Raw genomic sequence first — 22,237 nt, forward strand, 5'->3', positions numbered from 1 at the left:
GCCGGCAAGCAGTGCATGAATTTGCAGTTCTTGTTTCCGGTCAATTCCATAACTTTAGCATTCACTTGATACGGGGTCAACAATTTGATACGTTCTGCCCATACCTCAGCAGGTTCACCCATAGATACCCATACGTCAGTGTACAGGAAGTCGCAACCTTTCACTCCTTCTTCCACGTTATCGGTAATGGTAACTGTAGCTCCGGTTTCTTCAGCGATAGCCTTGCAAGTAGCAACCAACTCGGCATCCGGTTGCAATTCTTTCGGGGCAACAATGCGTACATCCATACCCATCTTAGCACCACCAACCATCAAAGAGTTACCCATGTTGAAACGGGCATCACCAAGATAAGCGAAAGTCACTTTGTTTAAAGGCTTATCGGTATGTTCCATCATGGTCAGGAAGTCTGCCAGAATCTGAGTCGGGTGGAATTCGTTGGTCAAACCGTTCCATACAGGTACACCTGCATATTGAGCCAATTCCTCAACAATAGCTTGTCCGAAACCGCGGTACTCGATACCATCATACATACGTCCCAATACACGAGCCGTATCAGCCATGGATTCTTTCACGCCAATCTGAGATCCGGAAGGACCAAGATAGGTCACGTGAGCACCTTGATCATGAGCAGCTACTTCGAACGCGCAACGGGTACGGGTAGAAGTTTTCTCGAAAATCAAAGCAATATTTTTACCTTTCAAACGAGGTTGTTCAGTTCCGGCATATTTTGCTTTTTTCAAATCAGCAGCCAAATCCAACATGTATTTGATCTCTTTCGGAGTGAAGTCCAACAACTTCAAGAAATTTCTGTTTCTCAAATTAAAAGCCATAACTTTATTAATTTTAGATTTATAATTTTAAATTTCAGATTCATTATTTATGGACAAAAGTACAATATCCCATCGAGAATTAAAAACTCATTTCCAGTTTTCAACTCTCCATTTTCAATTATCTTCTATCGTCCTCGTATTCCATCGTGATTTTGGAACCGTAACGTCTGTCTTCCAACTTTGTGGCTTCGGTAATCACTGATTTTTTTCCACCATTCTTAACAAAACGCAAACAAGCACGAATTTTCGGTGCCATACTTCCCTCTGCAAACACTCCTTCTTCCATGTATTTCATCGTATCGGCATAATCCAAGAATTCCAATTTCTGTTGCGACGGTTTCTTGAAGTCCTTATAAATATAAGGAACATCCGTCAAGATATAGAACTCGTCCGCTTTCACTCTCGTACCTACCATAGCGGAAGCCAAATCCTTGTCGATAACACCTTCCAACGGCTGGATGTCACTCTTCTCGTCGATATACACGGGAATACCACCACCTCCGGTAGTGATCACGATATTGCCTTCGCGAGCCAAACGTTCCACCAAATCGGCATTCATAAAATCTTTCGGGTCCGGGGAAGGAACCACCCGACGCCATCCGCCTTCAACCTTGATCTCTTCCTTGAAAACCCATCCTTTCTCGGCTGCCAGTTTATCCGCCTCTTCTTTCGTGTATATCTTACCCACGCGCTTGGTCGGATTCTGCATCGCCGGATCATTCTTGTCCACGATCACTTGGGATACCATCGAGATCACGTTACGTTGCAGACCGTGCTCTTTCAAAATATTTCTCAAGTTACGTTCGATCATGTAGCCGATCTGTCCTTGCGTGAAAGCCACACAAGTGTCCAAAGGCATGGCAGCGTTACCGTACATCTCTACACCGGCAGCATTATCCATAAGCACGTTTCCTACCTGAGGACCGTTTCCGTGCGAAATAATCAAATTATACCCTTCCTTAATCAAGTATATTAAATTTTCCAACGTATCTACCGTGTTGGCATTTTGCTCCTCGATAGTTCCTTTCTGGTTTCCTCTCAAAAGAGCGTTTCCACCTAACGCAACAACCGCTAACTTCTTTTCCATTACTGATATTTTATTGTTATTCTTCTTTTTGTCTAAAAAAATTCCGAAAGCACAAAGCTAACGAAATTAGTTACACAAAAAATAGCCAATTTTCATTTTTATCAAATCACAAATCACTGTATATCAATTCGCTGTATAAATATTCTTCCCGTTTTTATAAATATGCAGCGCAAAAACCATGTTTTTGCCTGCTCGGAAAAAAAATAATGGATAATGGTTCTTAACCGCCTCTTTTTTTGTACCTTTGCACTATGCAAGACGAAAACAAACGATCATCGAGAAATTTGTTTCAGCGATTTGCCAACAAATACACTATCGTGGGGTTGCTATTTGTTATATGGATCGCGTTGTTCGATAAATACAGTTTTATCGATCAGTTACAGTTGCGCTCAAAAATCAGCCAGATGGAGAAAGAAAAAAATTACTACCGGAAAAAGGTTGAAGAAGATAAACGCAAAAAAGATGAATTGTTAGGGAATCGGGATAACCTCGAAAAGTTCGCCAGAGAACAGTACTTGATGAAAAAAGAGAACGAGGATATTTTTATTATCGTAAAGGAATAGGGTATTGGGAAGGATTGTTGCTATTGATTACGGGAAAAAAAGGGTTGGCATAGCGGTCACGGATCCATGCAAGATCATCGCCAACAGTCTAACGACAGTCAAATCACACGAGGTTTTACAATTTCTACAAGATTACTGCTCGAAAGAAAAGGTAGACCTTTTTGTCGTGGGACACCCCAAACAAATGAATAACACGGACTCTGAAAGCATGACTTACATCAAGCCGTTTCTCGTCGCACTCAAACGTAAACTCCCGGACATCCCCATCGTCATGTATGACGAACGCTTCACCTCAGTCTTGGCACACAAGGCGTTGCTAGAAGGAGGAGCCAAGAAAAAACAACGTCAGGATAAAGCAGTTATCGACGCCATCAGTGCCACGATCATATTGCAATCCTACATGGAATCACAAAGAAACATGAATATTTAATATGCTGTTACCTATTTACATTTACGGACATCCGAAACTTCGGAAAGTATCCGAGGACATTACCCCGGAATACGAGGGGTTAAGCAAACTGCTCGATGACATGTGGCAAACCATGTACGAGTCAGACGGGGTGGGATTAGCTGCCCCGCAAGTCGGGAAAAACATACGCATTTTCGTGATTGACGGAAGCCCATTTGAAGAAATTGACCCGGACTGTAAAGATTTCAAGAAAGCTTTTATCAACGCGCATATACTGGAACGTTCCGGGGAAGAGGTGCCTTTCAATGAAGGCTGCTTGAGTATTCCCGGCATTCACGAGGACGTGATGAGAAAAGATCATATAAAAATCGCCTATCGGGACGAGAACTGGGTAGAACACGTGGAAGAATTCACGGGCACCCGCGCACGCATCATCCAACACGAATATGATCACTTGGACGGAATCATGTTCACTGACCACTTGTCCGCTCTGAAAAAACGTTTATTAAAAGGGAAGTTGAGTAATATCAGTGCCGGGAAATTCAAACAAAACTACCGGGTAGTTTTGCCGAAATAGCCGAGGCTACGCCTATGCGTCCCATTCACTGGCATCGGTATCCATTCCTTTTCCTCGTGATTCCTTTAATCGCGGGAATTCTTGCCAGTGAATGGATGTTTGACATTCACTCCCGATTTATCCTTTACTCGATTATAGGCTCACTCCTTCTATTGACAGGAGTTGCCCGTACACGTTACGGAAAATTATTTTCTATTTTCTCGTTTCTGTTCATTTTCTTGACAGGCGTGTATTGCCATCGCCCGCAAAACCTGCCATTCGTGCCGGGTAATGTCTACACGCTGCAAGGACGCTGTGAACGGATCACTCCACCCGACAAAGCAATTATCTCCTCAAACGGGATTCGCATCTTCACGCGATACCGGGATTCTATCCGGTTTTCTGTCGGCGATTCGCTCCTGTTTGACGCCAGAGTCTATTTGCTGTCAGCCACGGGCAATCCACATGAATTTGATTACAACACGTACCTCCGTCACCAAAACATTCAAGCCCAAGCGATTCCGATTTCGACTCCGACACGAATAGGACACTCGGAAGATTTGTACTCTTTTTGTCATTCCCTGCAACAGCATTTGTTACATAAATTGTCAACTATCGTGCCGGACAGCACAACCTATAACCTGCTTGCAGCCCTCTGTCTTGGAGATCGCCAAAATCTGACTCCCGGCACGAAACAATTATTCCAAGACACGGGAACCATTCACCTGCTTGCCATTTCCGGATTACATATCGGGGCTATTTATCTTTTACTACTTTACGGGTTACGTCTTTTCAAACTACGCGATCGCAGATTCACCCTCGCACTGATTCCATTGTTATGGTTGATCACGGGTATTACCGGCTTATCACCTTCCGCCTGCAGGGCAGCAACTATATTGAGTTTCATTATTATAGGAGAAGCATTCCGTCTGGATTATGTACCTTTAAATGCTATCGCAGCAGCAGCATTCTTCACTTTGCTTATCCAACCGACATTACTGTATTCCGTGAGTTTTCAAATGTCGTATGCCGCCTACACTGGAATTATACTTGTCTATCCGTTAATAACCATTAAGCGTAAGGCGCTTCCCCGGCTCACACGGAAGATATACCCCCTCCTCGCCGTCAGCTTTTCCGCGCAAATTCTGACTCTCCCGATTACTGCATACTATTTCCACACGATCAGTTTAAATAGCATTCTATTCAATCTCGTCGCCGTACCGGTTGCCACACTATTACTCTATCTCGGGGCAATCCTACTCGTGTTACCCTCTCTTATCGGCAGTTATCTCGCATATCTTGTAACAGGTATCACTCAAATCCTGCTTTATTGCCTCCGAATATTTTCCGGTATCGCCATAAATCTGACAGAATTATACCCGACATCCTTCCATATCATCCTTATATATATTATAACTTTATCATTTATCTTATACGTGACCAGCCGACAACGCCGGATTGCCCACTTGTTTCTAGCCTCGACATGTTTGCTTGTTATTTTCATCTACGGTTACACGTTCCACAAGCAAAACCGACAAGAAATCGTTGTTTACAATAGATATCGTCATTCCGTGATACTCTTGAATCACAAGGGATACTATTCTCTACTGAAAAATACGGATACCATCCCAAGCCAGTTGACATACACGATAGCAAATGACCTGCAACCGCTTCCCGAGCATGACGGATTCATCGGGGACCAAATCATTTACACGAATAAGCAACTGCAAACTCGTAAACAAACAATTACAATTGCAGATGGTACATGTCCCACTATACCCGACCAAGGAATACTCATTATCACGGGAAATATTTTCCCTATCTCGGATACGACACAATCGTCATTTCCAAGTCAAATCATTATAGACCAATCCAATACCCCCCGATGTATCCGGGCATGGGACGAATTTTGCATTCAAAAGCAAATCCCTCTATTTAAAACAAATGAACTAGGCTCTATCGTGATTCCCTTAAAATAAAAATTGGTTCATTTTTCTATGTAATTCGGATTATAATTCTTTATTTTGCCAGTTAATTAACACCTAACGAAAATGGACATAGTAATAGCGGGAGCAGGAGAAGTGGGGACACATCTCGCGACGATGCTTAGTAAGCAGGAACATAATATCATGCTGATCGACAACGACGAAGAAAAGCTGGAATTACTTGGCAGCCAACTCGATGTCATGTCTATCGTGGGATCATGTACTTCTATCGGTGCGCTTAAAGATGCCGGAGTACACAAGTGTGACCTGTTCATCGCGGTAAATCATCAGGAAGATCAAAATATCAACTCTGCCATTTTAGCCAAAAAGTTAGGAGCGAAACAAACTATCGCGCGGGTTAACAATAGCGAATATCTGGAGAGCGAAAATACGGAATACTTGAAGATGATCGGTATCGATTCCTTAATCTACCCGGAACGTCTGGCCGCGGAAGAAATCGTTGCTTCCTTGAAGCAAAGCGGTTCCCGCCAGTTACATGAATTTTCCGACGGTCGATTGCAATTACTCGGTATCAAATTATGGGAAAATGCCCCGGTACTCAACCTCACGTTGATCAAAATGGCAGAAAGATACGGGGCACAACATTTCCGTGTCGTTGCCATCAAACGTGCCGAGCGCACTATCATCCCGAGGGGAAATGATTCTTTCCGGTACGGCGATCTTGTTTTCATCGTGACGAAACCTTTCTATGTACCGAATGTATTCGCCCTTTGCGGCAAATCACAATACGAGGTTAAGAATGTCGTTATCGTGGGAGGTTCCCGAATCGGAATAAAGACAGCCTCTTTGCTTGAAAAAAACTACAATGTCAAGATTATAGAAAAAGACCGTGAGAAATGTATCCTTATCGCCGATAAATTAAAATCGACACTGGTAATCAACGGTGACGGTCGCGACCTCGCCTTGCTCCGGGAAGAAGGTATCAAAAATACCGATGCTTTTATCAGCGTCACGCATTCGTCAGAGACAAACATTCTCTCTTGTCTATTAGCCAAAAAGTTAGGAGTTAAAAAAAGTGTTGCCGAAGTTGAGAATATCGACTACATCGACCTTGCCGAAAACATCGGGATCGGAACGCTGGTAAACACTAAATTGATAGCCGCTTCACACATATACCGTTACACCATGAATGTAGACGTGAAACACTTGAAATTCCTCACGTTCTCGGAAGCTGAGGTATTTGAAGTCACGGCAGAAGCGGGTTCCAAAATTACCCGGAAAACATTGGCCGATATGAATTTTCCGGAAAATGCTACTGTCGGGGGAGTCATCCGTAACGGGGATGCCATCATTGCCAAAGGCGACGTGCAGATCGAGGCTGACGACAAAGTTGTCATCTTCGCTCTACCCAGTGCGGTGAAGAAAGTAATCAAATTATTTCAACGATGATCAACTTCAGGTTTATAACCAACATTATAGGAAAACTTTTGCTCGTCGAAAGTGCTTTTCTGATGATCTGTATCATTGTCGCCTTGATATACGGGGAAAATGATATGATGGCATTTACATATTCTACCGCCATCACTCTTGCCGCCGGAAGCCTTATGGCTTTCACGGTCAAGGTAAAAGATCGGGTTCTTGCCAAGAAAGACGGGTATTTTATTGTCACTACCACTTGGGTAATGTTCACCATATTCGGTTGTTTGCCTTTTTTGTTGGGAGGTACGATTCCTTCCATTCCGGATGCTATATTCGAAACCATGTCCGGATTCACGACTACCGGTTCGAGCGTTGTAAATGACATCGAGGCTTTACCACATGCCACGTTATTCTGGCGTTCGCTAACCCAATGGATGGGAGGTATGGGTATTATCGTGCTATTGCTGGCAATACTACCCGGACTCGGTATTGAAGGCCGCGACCTGTTTGTCGCCGAAGTTCCCGGTCCCACGCATGACAAATTCACCGCGACATTCACCTCCACCGCCCGCCGTATGTGGTATCTTTACATATCACTCACTGTAGCCCAGACCTTGTTGTTACTTCTCGGTAAAATGGATTTGTTTGATGCCATCTGCCATTCATTCACGACGATGGCTACCGGGGGATATTCCACGAAACAAGATAGCCTTGCTTATTGGAACTCGGCTTATATACAGTATGTTGTCATCATTTTCATGTTTATCGCGGGAACTAACTTTGGTCTGATGTATATTGCCATTCACGGGAAAATCAAAAAATTATTCCGTGATGAAGAATTTAAACTTTACTTCTTCATCATTCTCATAGCAAGTGCTATGATAGCATGTGTACTATATTTCAAGGGGTATGATGATTTGGAATTAAGCATTCGGGAAGCCCTCTTCCAAGTTGTTTCGATTCTCACGACGACAGGATTTGCCACGGCGGACTATTTGTTATGGCCTCCTTTACTAGGTGTGATTATTTTCGTACTTCTATTTATAGGAGCCTGCGCGGGCTCTACATCCGGCGGTTTAAAATGTATCCGACTGAATCTGCTGTTCAAGAATTCATTTATTGAAATGAAACGCATCATTCACCCGAACGCAATCATTAACGTGAAATACAACGGGAAGAGCATACATCCCAATATAATGACGGGAGTCATGGGTTTCTTTATCCTTTATATCTTCATCTTCGGGATATCCAGTGTTATCATGTCCTTGTTCACGGAAGATATTGCCACGGCTTGTAGTGCTGTTATAACAAGTATGAGTAACGTAGGTCCCGGATTCGGCGAGATTGGCCCCATGAGCAATTTTGCGCACTTGAATGACTTCGCGAAAATATTCTTGTCCATACTGATGATGGTTGGGCGTTTGGAAGTATTCACCGTACTGGTATTATTCAGTAGAGCTTTCTGGAAGAAATAAATAAAAAAGGACTTCCGCTCGAAGTCCTTTTTTATTTTATAATTCACCTAATCCCTGTCGGGTGACAACAATCTCATCGCCCGTGCAGTCGATAACGGTGGAAGGGATATTATTTCCATAACCGCCGTCGATAACCAAATCGACCAAGCGACCGTATTTCTCGTGGATTAACTCGGGATCAGTGATATATTCTTCAACTTCTCCCTCCTCCGCCTTCACGGATGTTGTCAACAACGGTCCACCTAGCTCGTCCACGATAGCTTGTACGATAAAATTTTTCGGAATACGGATACCGATAGTCTTACGTTTATTCATCAACGCGTTAGGCAATTTGCTCGTGGCAGGCAACACGAAAGTGAAAGGTCCGGGCAAACATTGCTTCATCAACCGGAATTCCTCGTTTGTTACCTTAGCGTATGCCGCAATATTTCCCAAATCCTTGCATATCATCGAGAAATTAGCTTTCTCCGGCTTCACTTTACGTATAGCCGATACTCGCTGCACAGCCTTCACACTATTAATATCACACCCTATCGCGTAAATAGTATCGGTCGGGTAGATGATAATACCACCATCACGTAAGAGCTCAACGATCTTCCGAATTTCCCTATCATTAGGATTATCCTCGAATAAGCGTACAAGCATTATCGCGAATTTATGAATTTACTTTCTTGTGATCTGCCAGAAATGTTGCCAAACCGGAATCTGTCAACGGGTGTTTCAACAATCCTTTGATTGCACTCAACGGACAAGTTGCCACATCAGCACCAGCCTCGATACATTGTATAATATGTTGCGTGTGGCGGATAGAAGCAGCCAAAACCTGCGTATTAAACCCGTAGTAAGCATACATATCCACGATCTTCTCCACCAACTCGATACCGTCGCTACTGATATCATCCAAACGTCCCACGAAAGGCGAAACATACGTGGCACCGGCCTTAGCAGCCAACAATGCCTGTCCCGGAGAGAACACCAACGTGCAATTCGTACGGATACCTTTATTCGTGAAATACTTGATAGCCTTGATTCCGTCAGCAATACAAGGAACTTTTACAACAATATTCGGATGCAAAGCGGCCAGTTCCTCCCCTTCTTTAATCATTCCCTCGTAATCCGTGGCGATTACTTCAGCACTTACATCACCATCCACGATATTGCAAATCTCAACGTAATGCTTTCTACAATTCTCGTCACCTTTAATACCTTCTTTTGCCATTAATGACGGGTTGGTAGTCACTCCATCCAATACTCCCAAATCATTGGCTTCCCGAATCTGATCAAGATTTGCCGTATCAATAAAAAATTTCATCTTCTATTATTTTTTGCGTTTAACTTCAAAAATTACGGACAAAATTACAAACAATATCGGTAATACAATCATATTTAGTTTATAAAGTTCATAAGGTTCATAAAGTTCATAAAGTTTTTGCTCTTCAACTTTATCAACTTTACAAACCTTATGAACTTTACGAACTATGCTATTAGTCCGAAAAGTATCCAAGCCACTAACAACGTGAACACCACGTTAAAGGCTTGCGCTCCCAAGAAAGCATAAGTAGAACGACGATTTTCTGACGTGATCAGACTCTTGAAATCGGTTTCCAGACCGATAGACATGAAAGCAAGAGCAAACCACATTCCCTGAATATTTTTTAATATAGGCTTTGCTTCAGACACGATCTCCGGGGCCACGAAGAACGAAAAGACAACGGAAGCGGCAACAAATCCCAATACAAATTTGGGAAACCGCAGCCAGATAACCTTTAATGTAGGTTTCTCTTCCGCCACCTCTTTCTTCGAGTACGACCAATATATACTGATCAGAAAAGCGGCAACACCCAAAAGCACATTTTGCGAGAACTTCACGATAGTACTCGTTTGTAACGCCACCTCCCCGTATATGGCTCCCGTGGCAGCCACGGCTCCTGTCGTGTCGATTGTTCCCCCGATCCAAGCACCTGCCATATCTTCCGGCAAACCCATCAGCTTCGCCAGCCCCGGCATAATTAAAATCATCGGGACAGCCACCACCAATACCAGAGATACCACGTAAGACAATTTCTTCTTATCTCCTTTAATCGCACCGGCTGTCGCCACAGCCGCCGAAACACCACAAATAGAAACGGCACTGGAAAGCATCAATGACATCTCTTTATCAATCTTCATCTTTCGACACAACCAGAAACAGAAGTTCCAAACAGTAAAAACAACCACGCAAGACTGTATCAAACCTAACGAACCGGCTTTCAACAAATCACCGAAAAGTACGGAAGTTCCCAACAACACCAACCCGATTTTGACGAACAATTCTGAAGAAAGTGATTCTTTCAACCACTTGGGAATAGAAAACACGTTACTAATAAAAAGCCCGATCAAAAGACTGAATATCACGGTTTCGAAACCCCAATCTTTCAAAAATTTATTTCCCCCGACAACCATAGCCAAAAGAGTCAGAAAGAATACCACGGGAAAACTGGCCGCGATCATCTTAAACTTTTTCCCTGCCAACATTCCAGCCAGCAACGCCATGAAAAACATGAAGCAGAATACAATCAAAGCATGCCCCACGTTATCCAGAGTAAATACTTTATTCATTAATGCATCGGCATCAGGCCAACTGAACGAAGGCCAATGTGGTTTCAATTGAAATACAATCAAAAGGATGATAAACCACCCGACGATAGTAGAAGTCCAATCTTCCGAAATCTTTAACTTGCTCATGCAAAATAATCTATTAGTTAGTGAATAATTTACAAGACAAAATTACTATCCGGATTCGGATGTATAATCCGTATTTTTACTGATTTACGATTAGTACATTTCCAACATACCTTTTATAGAGCCCAAGTAATACTCTTTCCATCCCTCCACGATTTCCTCGAACACGTCATCAGGAATATTCGTGTGTTCCAGTTCTACCTGAGTCTGTTCTCCGACTTTCTTTAGTTTCAACGTCACGATGGAACGTTCTGCCGTATCACCGAAGAACCACTCTTGTACAAGCAGACGATTCGGTTTCACTTCCAGATTTACCCCGCATATATCACCTTCCCACAATGAAAACACAAATCCTTCTTCCGCTTTCATCTCGGCAGGATAACCACTCCATATCTCTATCTGGAAAGGATTTGTCAACGCCGTGAACACCTCTTCCGAGTCTGCCGCAATATCAACCGTATATTTAAAATTCATTTTCTTTCTATTAGATAAAAGAAAAGGCTGATTTCTCAGCCTTCCCCCGTATATTATTAAACGCTTATTTCTTTTGATATTGGGTATTCAACAAGCTTACCACCTCGTTGGTAATATTAAAACCATCTTGGGCAAACAAAACGTTTCCACCTAAAGTAGTACTTAATATCAACTGATAGCCTCTTGATTTATTATAATCCGTCAAGAAATTTGTAATGGCATCGTACAACTTACGATTGATTTCCATTTGTTCCCGTTGAGCGTTCTCGCTCATTTCCTGTTGCAGTTTTTGCAGATTCTGCTGTTTAATCAACAACTCCGTTTGAGCCTGTTCGGCTCTTTCGCGAGTAAGGAATCCGCCATTCTCTGCTTTATGTTGAAACTCGGCAATTTCGCGATCAAGATTTTTTGCTTTCACGTTCAATTCCGTGCGATTTGCTTCGAGCTTTTTCAAAAATGCCTCATTTAACTCCCTTGATTGAGTATACTTATTAAGCAATGTATCCATGTTAATGTAGACTATTTTTGCATCCGCATTTACAGTTGCAACCCCGTCTTGACTGCTCGTACTCTTACTACTCCCGGAGAAATGTAATATGTATAAAACAATTACGGCAATCAACAATAACACATTTAATCCTATCGACAAATTCTTCATAAAAACGTAACTTTGATATTAATAAATTGCTTCACTGGAAACTCTGCCCACACGTGGCTTGTTTCAAATACAAAGATAATCTTTCTTCCTTTAGTTATCCGTTTTTTCTCTTTTTTCTATATAAAAAATTTTCTTTAACAAGTCTATTTCCTGTGCTCTTATCACTTTCCCTTTATCCGCCATACGCCGTGACCGCATTAAACCTTTCAACGCCGTGTAAGACTGCGTTCCTATCCCCAGCTTAACATCAACCATACCTTTCATCTCCACTTTTCGGGCTAAATCGGAGATAACCATCTTCTGGTTCATCTCCCGATCCATCTCTTTCACTGGGCGGGATGCCGCGTTAACAGCACCTTTCATATTATTATGGGCAGTGATCAGATCGGAATCCATCTTGAAATCTTCCATGAAGAAACGGGGCAACACAACGACTTCAGCCAATTGAATAGTATCCCGTACCATGAAAATGCCTAAAAGATAATCATCCTTTTTCAAAGTATCGGAAACAACGATTCGCACGGGTTCAAAACCAACGTGCGAAAAATATAACGTGTCGCCGACCTTTACATGCACGGAAAATCGTCCTTGGTTATCCACGCCCCGAACCTCCTGCCCGAAACGATAAATAGCGTCAGGCAGAGGCTGTACGCTATCCCGGTCACAAATCACCCCCGTAACAAATATATCCCGGTCATTCGTGTCTTGCCCCCGTAAACCAAGGCATAAAAAAATCAGAAGGATAAAAAGGCTATGCCCTCTCATTTTCTCTGGCTATTTCCGTGTTCTGCAAAATATTCAGCAACAACTCCCTAGCCCGAAATAATTGAGCTTTCACGGTCCCTAGCGGGATTGCCAGTTCCTGTGCAATTTCTTCGTAAGAATACTCCTCAAAATAACGTAATTCTATCAATTGACGGTAACGGCCTTTCAGCATAGCGACTTTTTCCCGCATGAACTCAGCCCGTTGCTTGCGTATCGTTTCCTCTTCCGGGGTCAGTACGTCAGCCGGCACACTATTAATATACCCGCGATCGTCAGGATTAATATCATCCTTATCCAAGGAAACAATTTTCGCTTTCTTCTTCCGAATAAAATCAATCGTGTTATTAGAAGCGATTTTAAACAACCAAGTACTGAATGCAAACTGAGGCGAATAGTAATTCAAACTCGCAAAAGCCTTCTCGAATGCCTCGAACATCAAGTCCTCCGCATCCGTTCTGTTATTCACCATCTTCAGTATCATAAAGTACACTGAGTCCTTATACCGCTTAAATAATTCGGCATAGGCTTTTTCATCTCCCGTTATTGCTCTTTTCACGACTTTGTAATCGTAGAGAGCTTTCTCTGACAAGTTGTTATTTAGCTCCATTTCTTTTTGTTAAAAAATGAATATCCATTCCAGTACCATCGATAAACAAAACCGACGGTACTAATAATAAACGAAGTTAGGAATAATTTTTTTTGTTTCAGACAAATAGCGCAAATATTTAGCAAAACAAAATCTGTTAAAAATGCTATAATCATTATCGCAAACAAATATACCGGATACACGCCCGTGAAAATCAAACAAATAGAGAGCGTGTAAAAAATTAAACGCACTATCATACCTTTATCTATTCCTAATCTCTCCGTCATTGTCAATCTCATCTTACTAGCATAATAATACGATATTTCGTTTACCTCTCCTTTTTTGTCACTTTTATCAATTATCACGTACGTATCCGGACACTTTATTGTTCTAACCGTTCCGAACTTCGATAATTCATTAACCATATCATTATCATATCCCAAATACGATTGTGAGTTCTTCGCGAATCCGCGGTTTTTAATGTAATACGATTTTCGGTAAGCCATGTTACATCCATCACCGAAAATATATTTTTTATTTTTTACCAAGACTAACATTTCTAAAAAACGGAGAAAGCGGAAAGCCCGCCATGTAGTGATATTATGCTCACCCGGGGCGTAATTTGCGTAACCGACAACTACCGCCGTGTTTTCATCAAAATAAGATTGCATAGTCTCCACCCAATGCATCGTGGCAGGGCGACAGTGTATCTCGGAGAACAACAGAATATCATATTTTGCCGCGAGTACACCTATATTTATGGCTAATTTTTTCGTGAAACGAAATTTCGTGTCGGGAAAAATACGCGTACACCGCAACTCCGGATAATCTTTCTGAATCTCCGCCAACACATCCTGCGTGTCATCCTCCGAACATTCATCCACCACAATAACCTCGTATTTACCATAGGCTTGCATCAAGAAACTAGGCAAATTTTTCCTTAAAGCCTCCGCGTTATTATGAGCGGTAATAATAACGGATACCCCCTCCCCTTCCGGCTTACCAAACGGTTTATCCTTCCGGGACACAATTATCACCCGTCGAATAATCAAGTACATATATATACATAACAACACGAGCAATGCGATTGCCCCGTACTTCAATATACCCGACTCTTCCCAAAAAACAAGCAAACTCTCCATTTTTCAAATAATATATGTTTTCTCGATAAAAAACGGACAAATATACTGACTTTAATAAGGAAATTAACGTATTAATTAAATTAATTCATGTATATTAGTTCGATTTTACTAACATAAAGCTACTACAATTATGGTACTACAAAAAACAAGAGGAATCATAGGAATACTCACCGGAGGAGGCGATGTTCCCGGCTTGAACCCCGCTATACGGGCGGTAACCATCAGAGCCTTGCGCGAAGGATATAAAGTAATCGGAATACGAAGAGGTTGGGGTGGTCTGATAGACATCGTGCGGGACCCGGAATACGATAACTCCAACAATTTCTTCGAGTTAACCGAAGAAATCGTGAACAAAGCAGGGCGCACGGGAGGTACATTTCTTCACACGTCACGCACGCGGGCTTCACACGTTCCGAGGGCTAACGTGCCGAAACACCTGCAAGAACAATACTCGGACGATATCAATGATTTAACCCCGGAGGTTCTGAAAAATCTCGAATTTATGGGGATAGATTACCTGATACCGATCGGGGGTGACGACACACTGAGTTACGCCGTCCGTCTGAGCAAAGAAAGTGTCAAGGTGGTCGCCATTCCCAAGACAATGGACAATGACGTACCGGGAACCGATTATTGCATCGGTTTCAGCACCTGTATCACCAGAACGATTTCACTCACGCATGACTTGCGCACTTCTGCCGGATCACACGAACGTATTCTCGTGCTGGAAGTATTCGGACGTTATGCCGGTTTCACCGCCATGCTGCCCACACTGGCAGGTGCGGCCAATCGTTGCGTGATCCCGGAATACGAATTCAATATCGAGCGACTAACCGAATTACTTTGTGAAGACCGTTTCACGAACCCAAGCAAATACTCGGTAGTCCTCGTGTCGGAAGGGGCTACTTTCTGCGGCGGGAACATGATATTCCAAAGCGAAGAAACAGATATGTTCGGGCACAAGAAGCTGGGAGGCATCGGGAACATGATTTCCGAACAACTCAAGGAACTTACCCCGCAATTCAATCACGGGCAAGTGATCAACACGATAACCCAAAAACTGGGTTATCTTGTACGCTGCGGAGATCCGGACGCGCTTGATTCCATCGTTCCCATGGCATACGGTAACCTTGCACTTGACTTGATAAATAAAGGATTGCACGGGCGACTGGTTATCCTGCGTAACGGACGCTATGACAACGCTCCCATCGAAATCGTGACCAGCAGCAAGAAACTCGTGGATGTCCAGAAATTCTACAACACGGACAGACTACGTCCCAAATACAACAGTTTCGAATTTATGCCACAAATGATACTATAAAGGAGGTGTGTTTTGACACACCTCCAGTCTGTAAAGTCCATGATTTATAACATAATGATATAAATCAATTCTTTCGATACATTTGACCTTACGACATTATGGACTTTCAGACCTTATGGACGAGAGGGGGTGTTTCGCCCCCCTCCTTTACTTTTTCACTTTCACCGCGGTAGAATCAGGTGCAATACTATCCACCTCCACGACTACCTCCGACTCCTCGATGACAGCGCCTGCCGGTTGCTGGGCTTGATTACCCGATTGTACCTTACTCTTCTGGCTATTCCCGCAAGAAGCCAATGCCAATCCGGCAACAATAGTCACCATGCAAATCCATCCAATTCTTCCAAAAGTTCTCATCATAATTAATTTTAGTTTAGCTAGAATACAATAATAAATACTACGAGCATAATTGACAATATGTTACAAAAATAAGGTGGGTAACCATCACGGCCCCACCTTGACAAATTTAGAATTTTCAAAAATTGTTACGGAAAACATAACAATATCTTACTTGCATCGTTTAAACTAACAAAAGAAATGCCTCCGGCTTCTTATTAAACTAAGATCCCACTCCGAATTTAATAAAACGTGCATAGCACACCGGAGGCAATCTCTTCTGTGCAATACACGTTCATTTATCTTAATTCGAGTGGGATGCTGCAAATGTAAGCAATTAATTCCACATTTTTTACTTTGAATTTGGAAAAAAGAAAATCAATGCCTAGTTTTGCACCGAACAAAGAGAAAGAAAGATTATGATATACAATCAACACATAGCCCTTACTTGGTGGTGGCACCTCTTTAAACTTCATAGTAAACAATGAGGTTATGTGATTGTATTGCATAATTGAAGATATAGAGAGAGCCTATTGTTTACTAGCAATAGGCTCTCTTCTTTTTTATTCACTATTAAAATCAGAAAACATGAAACAGATCAAGAAAATCCTGCTCACGGAGCAAGAAATGCCGACAACATGGTATAACATCGCGGCCGACATGCCGAACAAGCCTCTCCCCCCGCTTCACCCGGGCACGAAACAACCGTTGAAGCCGGAAGACCTTTACCCGCTGTTTGCCGAAGAACTGGCAAAACAAGAATTTTCCACGGAACGGTATATCGAGATCCCCGACGAAGTACAAGACTTGTACAAAATCTGGAGATCAACCCCTCTCGTGCGGGCTTACGCGTTGGAAAAAGCTCTCGACACCCCGGCAAAAATCTATTTCAAAAACGAGGGAACGAGTCCTGCCGGTTCACACAAACCGAACACGGCAATCGCTCAAGCCTATTACAATTATAAACAGGGAATCAAACGAATCACCACGGAAACCGGTGGCGGACAATGGGGTACGGCACTCAGTTTTGCCTGCCAGCATTTCGGTCTGGATCTGAAAGTCTTCATGGTCAAGGTCAGCTACAACCAGAAACCCTACCGCAAACTCATGATGAACACGTGGGGTTCCGACGTGATCCCCTCCCCGAGCGAACTGACGGCAGCCGGAAGAAAGATATTGAGTGAATTTCCTGATTCCCCCGGCAGCTTGGGAATAGCCATTTCCGAAGCCGTTGAATTAGCCGCGCAAGACCCGCTGACGAATTACTCCCTCGGAAGCGTGTTGAACCACGTGTTGTTACACCAGACAATCATCGGAGAGGAAGCACTGTTACAAATGGAGAAAGCGGGAGATGAACCGGATATCGTGATCAGTTGCTTTGGCGGCGGCTCTAACTTCGCCGGAATCAGTTTTCCCTTTATCCGTCGCAACTTGAAAGAAGGCAAACACACCCGGGTTATCGCCGTGGAACCTCAATCCTGCCCGAAACTCACTCGCGGAGAATTCCAGTATGACTTCGGCGACACGGTCGGTCTCACGCCATTACTCCCCATGTACACGCTGGGACATGACTTCCAGCCGGCAAGTATTCACGCGGGTGGCCTGCGTTATCACGGCGCGGGAGTTCTGGTCAGTCAATTATTGAAAGATCAACTCATGGAAGCCGTCGCGATACCCCAACTGGAAACATTCGAGGCAGGAATCCTGTTCGCTAAAACCGAAGGCATCATTCCCGCACCGGAATCCACCCATGCCATCGCCCAAGCTATTCGCGAAGCAAAAATCGCCAAGGAAGAAGGGAAAGCTAAAACAATCCTTTTCAACCTATCCGGACACGGAATGATCGATTTATTCGCTTACGAGCAATACCTTGGAGGTAACTTGCAAAATTTCGAACTTTCAGATCAGGAGATCGCTCAATCGTTGAATAAACTGGAGAAACTCATGTGAAGAGCAAATAAGTCCGTAAAGCCTATAAGGTCCATAAGGTCAAAAGTCCATTGCCCCCACGGGGCGTTTTGTTCACGATAGCAGAGCTGTCGGTGAAATCGTCCGGAGGGCACCATGACTTTGCAGACCTTATAGACTTTATGGACCTCACGGACTTTTGACTATTTTTTGCTACATTTGCAAAAAAATCAGATAGCATGTTTTATACAGAACTTACTTTCCATATCACTCCCCACGTGGAGGACATTGCCGATGCACTCATCGCCGAATTAGGCAACCTCGGTTACGACAGTTTCTCGTACACGGACGACGGTTTCAAAGCCTACATCCCATCAAAAGATTTCAAGCCGGAACAAGTTGAAGAAATGGAAATCCTCTCTTTCTTCCGCTCTCTGTACACCATTACATGGGAGAAAGCCGAAATCGAGAACCAAGACTGGAACAAAATATGGGAAGAAAACTTCACCCCCATACTCGTTCAAGATCGTATTCTGGTGCGGGCGGGTTTCCACCCCTCGATTGATAACATCGAACACGAAATCATCATCGACCCGAAAATGAGTTTCGGTACCGGACACCACGCCACCACGGCACTGATGCTGGAAAACATACTTGACATGAAACCCGAATTCAAGGGGAAAAAAGTACTCGACATGGGGTGCGGCACGGGAATCCTGTCTATTATGGCGGCACAAGCCGGGGCGACCACCCTCACCGGAATCGACATCGACGAGTGGGCTTATAACAATGCCATGGAGAACATCGCCACCAACAACGTGCAAAACATCCGTGTACTGATCGGTGACGCCGCTCTATTGGACGGCAAAGAACATTACGACATCATCCTTGCCAACATCAACCGCAACATCCTGCTCAACGACATGCACGCCTACGTGAATGTATTGAACCCGAACGGTTACCTCATCATGAGCGGATTCTACACGGAAGATATCCCCATGATCCGGGACAAAGCTGAAAGTCTGGGACTCAAATATCAATCCCACAAGATAAAAGACAACTGGACGGCTGTTATCTTCCATAACCTGTAACTCTGCAACGTGACAAAACCACTTGAGGATACGGCGTTAAAAAAATGAATGCCGTTTCCCCAATCGTTAATATTTTAACAAGGTCTTGTTTTTTCAAATTCTATATGCAATATTTGCATCGTGAAAACTCAAAAGTAGTATGATGACTCAAAATACAAACAAATATAAACATATGATGATGTGCATGCAAAGGCTCTTTGCAGGCTAACGTACTGTTGTGAAAAAAAACTGACGAAGAAGCCTGTGTGATTACACGGGCTTTTTTCATGCGAAAAAAATGAACGGATAAAACAAAAATAAAACATTATGAATGTACTGAAATTTGGAGGCACCTCTGTCGGTAGCGCTCCGCGAATCAAAGAAGTGGCACAACTCATCTCGGACGAGCAACCCAAAATCGTGGTACTCTCCGCCATGTCGGGAACCACCAACACGCTGGTTGACATCACGAACAACCTCTACCGGAACGATCGTCAGGAAGCCCTGACCGCGATACAGAATCTGGAACTCGATTACCTGATGACCATTAGCGAACTCTACGACACGGAAGATTACAAGCACAAGGGACAGGAATTCGTGCAAACCATCTTCACCTATCTCCGTTCCTTTATTAATAAAGACTTTTATCCCCTGCAAGAGAAAGCCGTCGTGGCACAGGGAGAAATCATCTCCACCACCCTCATGCACTACTATCTGCAAGAACAAGGCATCCCCTCGACATTACTCTCCGCCCTCGACTTCATGCGTATCGACAAGGATTGCGAGCCGGATTATTTCTACATCGAACAAAACTTGAAGCGCCTGCTTTCCAACCCGACCACCGAACGCATCATCATCACCCAAGGATTCATCTGTCGCAACGCCTACGGGGAAATCGATAATTTAAAAAGAGGAGGCAGTGACTACTCCGCCGCCTTGATCGGGGCTGCCGTCAATGCCGGCGAGATACAGATATGGACAGACATCGACGGTGTACACAACAACGATCCCCGTTACGTGCAAAACACCCAACCACTCCGGAGCCTCTCTTTCGACGAAGCGGCGGAACTAGCGTACTTCGGGGCAAAAATCCTGCACCCGTCAAGTATACAACCGGCAAAAAGGGCAAACATCCCCGTCCGCATGAAAAACACCATGAACCCCGGTGACGAGGGAACCCTGATCACCAAAGAGAGTCCGGTACAAAACTTCAAGGCTGTCGCCGCCAAAGACGGGATTACCGCTATCAAGGTAAAATCCAGCAACATGCTTCTGGCATACGGCTTCGTTCGCAAAGTATTCGAGATATTCGAGTCATGGAAAACACCGATTGACATGATAGCTACCTCCGAAGTAGCCATCTCGCTAACCATCGATAACACCTGCCATCTGGAAGATATCAAAAAAGATTTGACCAAATACGGGACAATCGAGGTAGAAGAAAACCTGTCCATCATCTGCATCGTCGGCGACTGCTCCATCAACAACAACGGCCTCGCCGCCCAAGCCCTCACCGCTCTGCAAGACATCCCGTTACACATGATCTCCTACGGGGCAAGCGAACACAGCATCTCCCTGCTCGTTAAACAGGAAGACAAACAACGTGCTTTACAAGACCTTAGCGAGAGATTATTTAATTGAGTTCATAAAGTTTATAAAGTTCGTAAGGTTCATAAAGTATAATATATGACAACAAAATAAACCTTATAAACTTTATAAACCTTATAAACTTTATAAACCTTATAAACTTTACAAACCTTATAAACCTAATTGAAAATGAATATAGAAACCGTCAAAACATTTCAATCTTTAAAAACACCATTCTATTATTACGACACCGCACTTTTGCGGGCAACCCTCCAATCCGCGACACAAGAGGCCAACCGCCACGGTTTCCATTTACACTATGCCGTGAAAGCCAATGCCAACCCTAGAATACTTGAAATCATCCAAGATTATGGAATAGGAGCCGATTGTGTCAGCGGCAACGAAGTTGCCCGAGCCGTCGAATACGGCTTCCACCCCGACCGGATCGTGTATGCCGGAGTAGGCAAAAGTGATGACGAAATCCGACTCGCGCTGGGAAAAGACATATTCTGCTTTAACTGCGAATCACTGCCGGAAATAGAGGTAATCAACACGCTCGCCGGGGAACTCGGCAAAAAAGCATCTATCGCCCTTCGCGTCAACCCGAACGTGGACGCCCACACGCACCATTACATCACCACGGGAATAGAAGAAAACAAATTCGGCTTCTACCTTTATGACTTGGAGCACGCCATCGCCGTCTGCCGGGAATTGGAAAACATCCGTCTTATCGGGTTACATTTCCATATCGGTTCCCAAATCACCGATCTCACCGTGTTCCGAGGACTTTGCCTGCGGGTAAACGAAATACAGGCTCGTCTGAAAGAACAGGGTATTATCCTCCCCCACGTCAATTTCGGAGGCGGCTTGGGTATCAATTACGACTGCCCCTCCTGCGGGTTAATCCCGGACTTCGCTTCTTATTTCCAGACATTCGCCGATTTCTTCGAAGCCCAACCCGGACAGCAACTGCATTTCGAGTTGGGACGCTCTCTCGTGGGACAATGCGGCTCACTCGTTTCCCGCGTACTCTACGTGAAAGAAGGCAAGCACAAAAAATTCGTGATACTCGACGCCGGAATGAACGACCTCCTGCGTCCCGCCCTTTACCAAGCATTCCATCGCATCGAAAACCTCACCTCCATACAACCGTACGAAAAATACGATATCGTGGGCCCGATATGCGAATCCTCCGACTGCTTCGGCAAAGACCGGGAACTCCCCGCCACCCGACGAGGCGACCTCATCGCCATCCGCTCCTGCGGAGCCTACGGCGAAGTCATGGCCTCCCGGTACAACTTACGGGATTTACCCGGCTCTTTCTTTTTGTAAATGAAAATGTCCCTAAAAGTTTTTTTGTCAAACTTTTAAGGACATTTTTTAC

Annotated in this window: 22 protein-coding genes; 11 read left to right on the plus strand and 11 right to left on the minus strand. The window is 43.9% G+C overall.

Annotated features, from left to right (window positions below; all coding sequences use genetic code 11):
* Positions 1-830: ornithine carbamoyltransferase (gene argF, locus Q5866_RS16530; protein WP_303181379.1), on the minus strand; the 830-nt coding region annotated here is incomplete at its 3' end.
* A gap of 118 nt (positions 831-948) precedes the next feature.
* The gene (locus tag Q5866_RS16535; protein ID WP_186978356.1) at positions 949-1,917 is read right to left on the minus strand and encodes a carbamate kinase; all 969 of its coding nucleotides are present in this window, start codon (positions 1,915-1,917) and stop codon (positions 949-951) included.
* A 251-nt stretch (positions 1,918-2,168) separates the two neighbouring features.
* Between Q5866_RS16535 and Q5866_RS16540 the strand changes: the two genes are divergently transcribed.
* The 6 genes from Q5866_RS16540 to Q5866_RS16565 all read left to right on the plus strand — a co-directional run bounded on the left by Q5866_RS16540 (position 2,169) and on the right by Q5866_RS16565 (position 8,285).
* Positions 2,169-2,480, plus strand: a complete 312-nt coding sequence (locus Q5866_RS16540) for a septum formation initiator family protein (protein WP_227216794.1) — start codon at positions 2,169-2,171, stop codon at positions 2,478-2,480.
* Positions 2,481-2,484: 4 nt separating this feature from the next.
* Positions 2,485-2,910: a Holliday junction resolvase RuvX gene (ruvX, locus tag Q5866_RS16545; protein WP_099294367.1), complete on the plus strand. Its 426-nt coding sequence runs from the start codon at positions 2,485-2,487 to the stop codon at positions 2,908-2,910.
* A 1-nt stretch (position 2,911) separates the two neighbouring features.
* Complete coding sequence (def, locus tag Q5866_RS16550; protein ID WP_099294369.1) at positions 2,912-3,466, plus strand: peptide deformylase; 555 nt, start codon at positions 2,912-2,914, stop codon at positions 3,464-3,466.
* Positions 3,467-3,480: 14 nt separating this feature from the next.
* Positions 3,481-5,424, plus strand: coding sequence for a ComEC/Rec2 family competence protein (locus Q5866_RS16555; RefSeq protein ID WP_186978357.1), 1,944 nt, complete (start codon positions 3,481-3,483; stop codon positions 5,422-5,424).
* 72 nt (positions 5,425-5,496) lie between these two features.
* Positions 5,497-6,840, plus strand: coding sequence for a Trk system potassium transporter TrkA (gene trkA / locus Q5866_RS16560; RefSeq protein ID WP_099294373.1), 1,344 nt, complete (start codon positions 5,497-5,499; stop codon positions 6,838-6,840).
* 62 nt (positions 6,841-6,902) lie between these two features.
* Positions 6,903-8,285 (plus strand): TrkH family potassium uptake protein, encoded by a 1,383-nt coding sequence (locus Q5866_RS16565; RefSeq protein ID WP_303181383.1) that lies wholly within the window; start codon positions 6,903-6,905, stop codon positions 8,283-8,285.
* 36 nt (positions 8,286-8,321) lie between these two features.
* Here Q5866_RS16565 and Q5866_RS16570 read toward each other — a convergent pair whose 3' ends face one another.
* The 8 genes from Q5866_RS16570 to Q5866_RS16605 all read right to left on the minus strand — a co-directional run bounded on the left by Q5866_RS16570 (position 8,322) and on the right by Q5866_RS16605 (position 14,631).
* Positions 8,322-8,930: an L-threonylcarbamoyladenylate synthase gene (locus tag Q5866_RS16570; protein WP_099294377.1), complete on the minus strand. Its 609-nt coding sequence runs from the start codon at positions 8,928-8,930 to the stop codon at positions 8,322-8,324.
* Positions 8,931-8,940: 10 nt separating this feature from the next.
* A complete protein-coding gene (gene fsa / locus Q5866_RS16575) occupies positions 8,941-9,597 on the minus strand; it encodes a fructose-6-phosphate aldolase (RefSeq protein WP_027201604.1) in 657 nt (218 codons plus the stop codon).
* Between the two features lie 164 nt (positions 9,598-9,761).
* Entirely contained in the window at positions 9,762-11,009 is a 1,248-nt protein-coding gene (locus Q5866_RS16580) for a YeiH family protein (protein WP_099294378.1), read from the minus strand.
* Between the two features lie 90 nt (positions 11,010-11,099).
* A complete protein-coding gene (locus Q5866_RS16585; protein WP_186978359.1) occupies positions 11,100-11,480 on the minus strand; it encodes an SRPBCC domain-containing protein in 381 nt (126 codons plus the stop codon).
* A gap of 64 nt (positions 11,481-11,544) precedes the next feature.
* On the minus strand, positions 11,545-12,138 hold the full coding sequence (locus Q5866_RS16590; RefSeq protein WP_186978360.1) for an OmpH family outer membrane protein: 594 nt from the start codon (positions 12,136-12,138) through the stop codon (positions 11,545-11,547).
* 90 nt (positions 12,139-12,228) lie between these two features.
* Entirely contained in the window at positions 12,229-12,903 is a 675-nt protein-coding gene (locus Q5866_RS16595; RefSeq protein WP_186978361.1) for a hypothetical protein, read from the minus strand.
* A complete protein-coding gene (locus Q5866_RS16600; protein WP_099294385.1) occupies positions 12,890-13,510 on the minus strand; it encodes an RNA polymerase sigma factor in 621 nt (206 codons plus the stop codon). Before Q5866_RS16600 ends, Q5866_RS16595 begins: the two co-directional genes overlap by 14 nt.
* The gene (locus Q5866_RS16605) at positions 13,501-14,631 is read right to left on the minus strand and encodes a glycosyltransferase (protein ID WP_303181386.1); all 1,131 of its coding nucleotides are present in this window, start codon (positions 14,629-14,631) and stop codon (positions 13,501-13,503) included. The genes Q5866_RS16600 and Q5866_RS16605 overlap by 10 nt, the downstream gene beginning before the upstream one ends.
* A gap of 130 nt (positions 14,632-14,761) precedes the next feature.
* Between Q5866_RS16605 and Q5866_RS16610 the strand changes: the two genes are divergently transcribed.
* Complete coding sequence (locus Q5866_RS16610; RefSeq protein ID WP_099294389.1) at positions 14,762-15,952, plus strand: 6-phosphofructokinase; 1,191 nt, start codon at positions 14,762-14,764, stop codon at positions 15,950-15,952.
* A 147-nt stretch (positions 15,953-16,099) separates the two neighbouring features.
* Here the strand turns inward: Q5866_RS16610 and Q5866_RS16615 are convergent, their stop codons facing one another.
* A complete protein-coding gene (locus Q5866_RS16615; RefSeq protein ID WP_186978663.1) occupies positions 16,100-16,312 on the minus strand; it encodes a hypothetical protein in 213 nt (70 codons plus the stop codon).
* Positions 16,313-16,876: 564 nt separating this feature from the next.
* Here Q5866_RS16615 and Q5866_RS16620 point away from each other — a divergent pair.
* The 4 genes from Q5866_RS16620 to lysA all read left to right on the plus strand — a co-directional run bounded on the left by Q5866_RS16620 (position 16,877) and on the right by lysA (position 22,185).
* Positions 16,877-18,238 (plus strand): TrpB-like pyridoxal phosphate-dependent enzyme, encoded by a 1,362-nt coding sequence (locus tag Q5866_RS16620; RefSeq protein ID WP_303181387.1) that lies wholly within the window; start codon positions 16,877-16,879, stop codon positions 18,236-18,238.
* A 197-nt stretch (positions 18,239-18,435) separates the two neighbouring features.
* Complete coding sequence (gene prmA / locus Q5866_RS16625; protein WP_303181388.1) at positions 18,436-19,287, plus strand: 50S ribosomal protein L11 methyltransferase; 852 nt, start codon at positions 18,436-18,438, stop codon at positions 19,285-19,287.
* Positions 19,288-19,593: 306 nt separating this feature from the next.
* Complete coding sequence (locus Q5866_RS16630) at positions 19,594-20,907, plus strand: aspartate kinase (RefSeq protein ID WP_303181390.1); 1,314 nt, start codon at positions 19,594-19,596, stop codon at positions 20,905-20,907.
* A gap of 135 nt (positions 20,908-21,042) precedes the next feature.
* Positions 21,043-22,185 (plus strand): diaminopimelate decarboxylase, encoded by a 1,143-nt coding sequence (gene lysA / locus Q5866_RS16635; RefSeq protein ID WP_303181391.1) that lies wholly within the window; start codon positions 21,043-21,045, stop codon positions 22,183-22,185.
* The last annotated feature ends 52 nt before the right edge of the window (positions 22,186-22,237 follow it).

Source organism: uncultured Butyricimonas sp. (assembly GCF_959596855.1).
GTDB lineage: Bacteria > Bacteroidota > Bacteroidia > Bacteroidales > Marinifilaceae > Butyricimonas > Butyricimonas muris.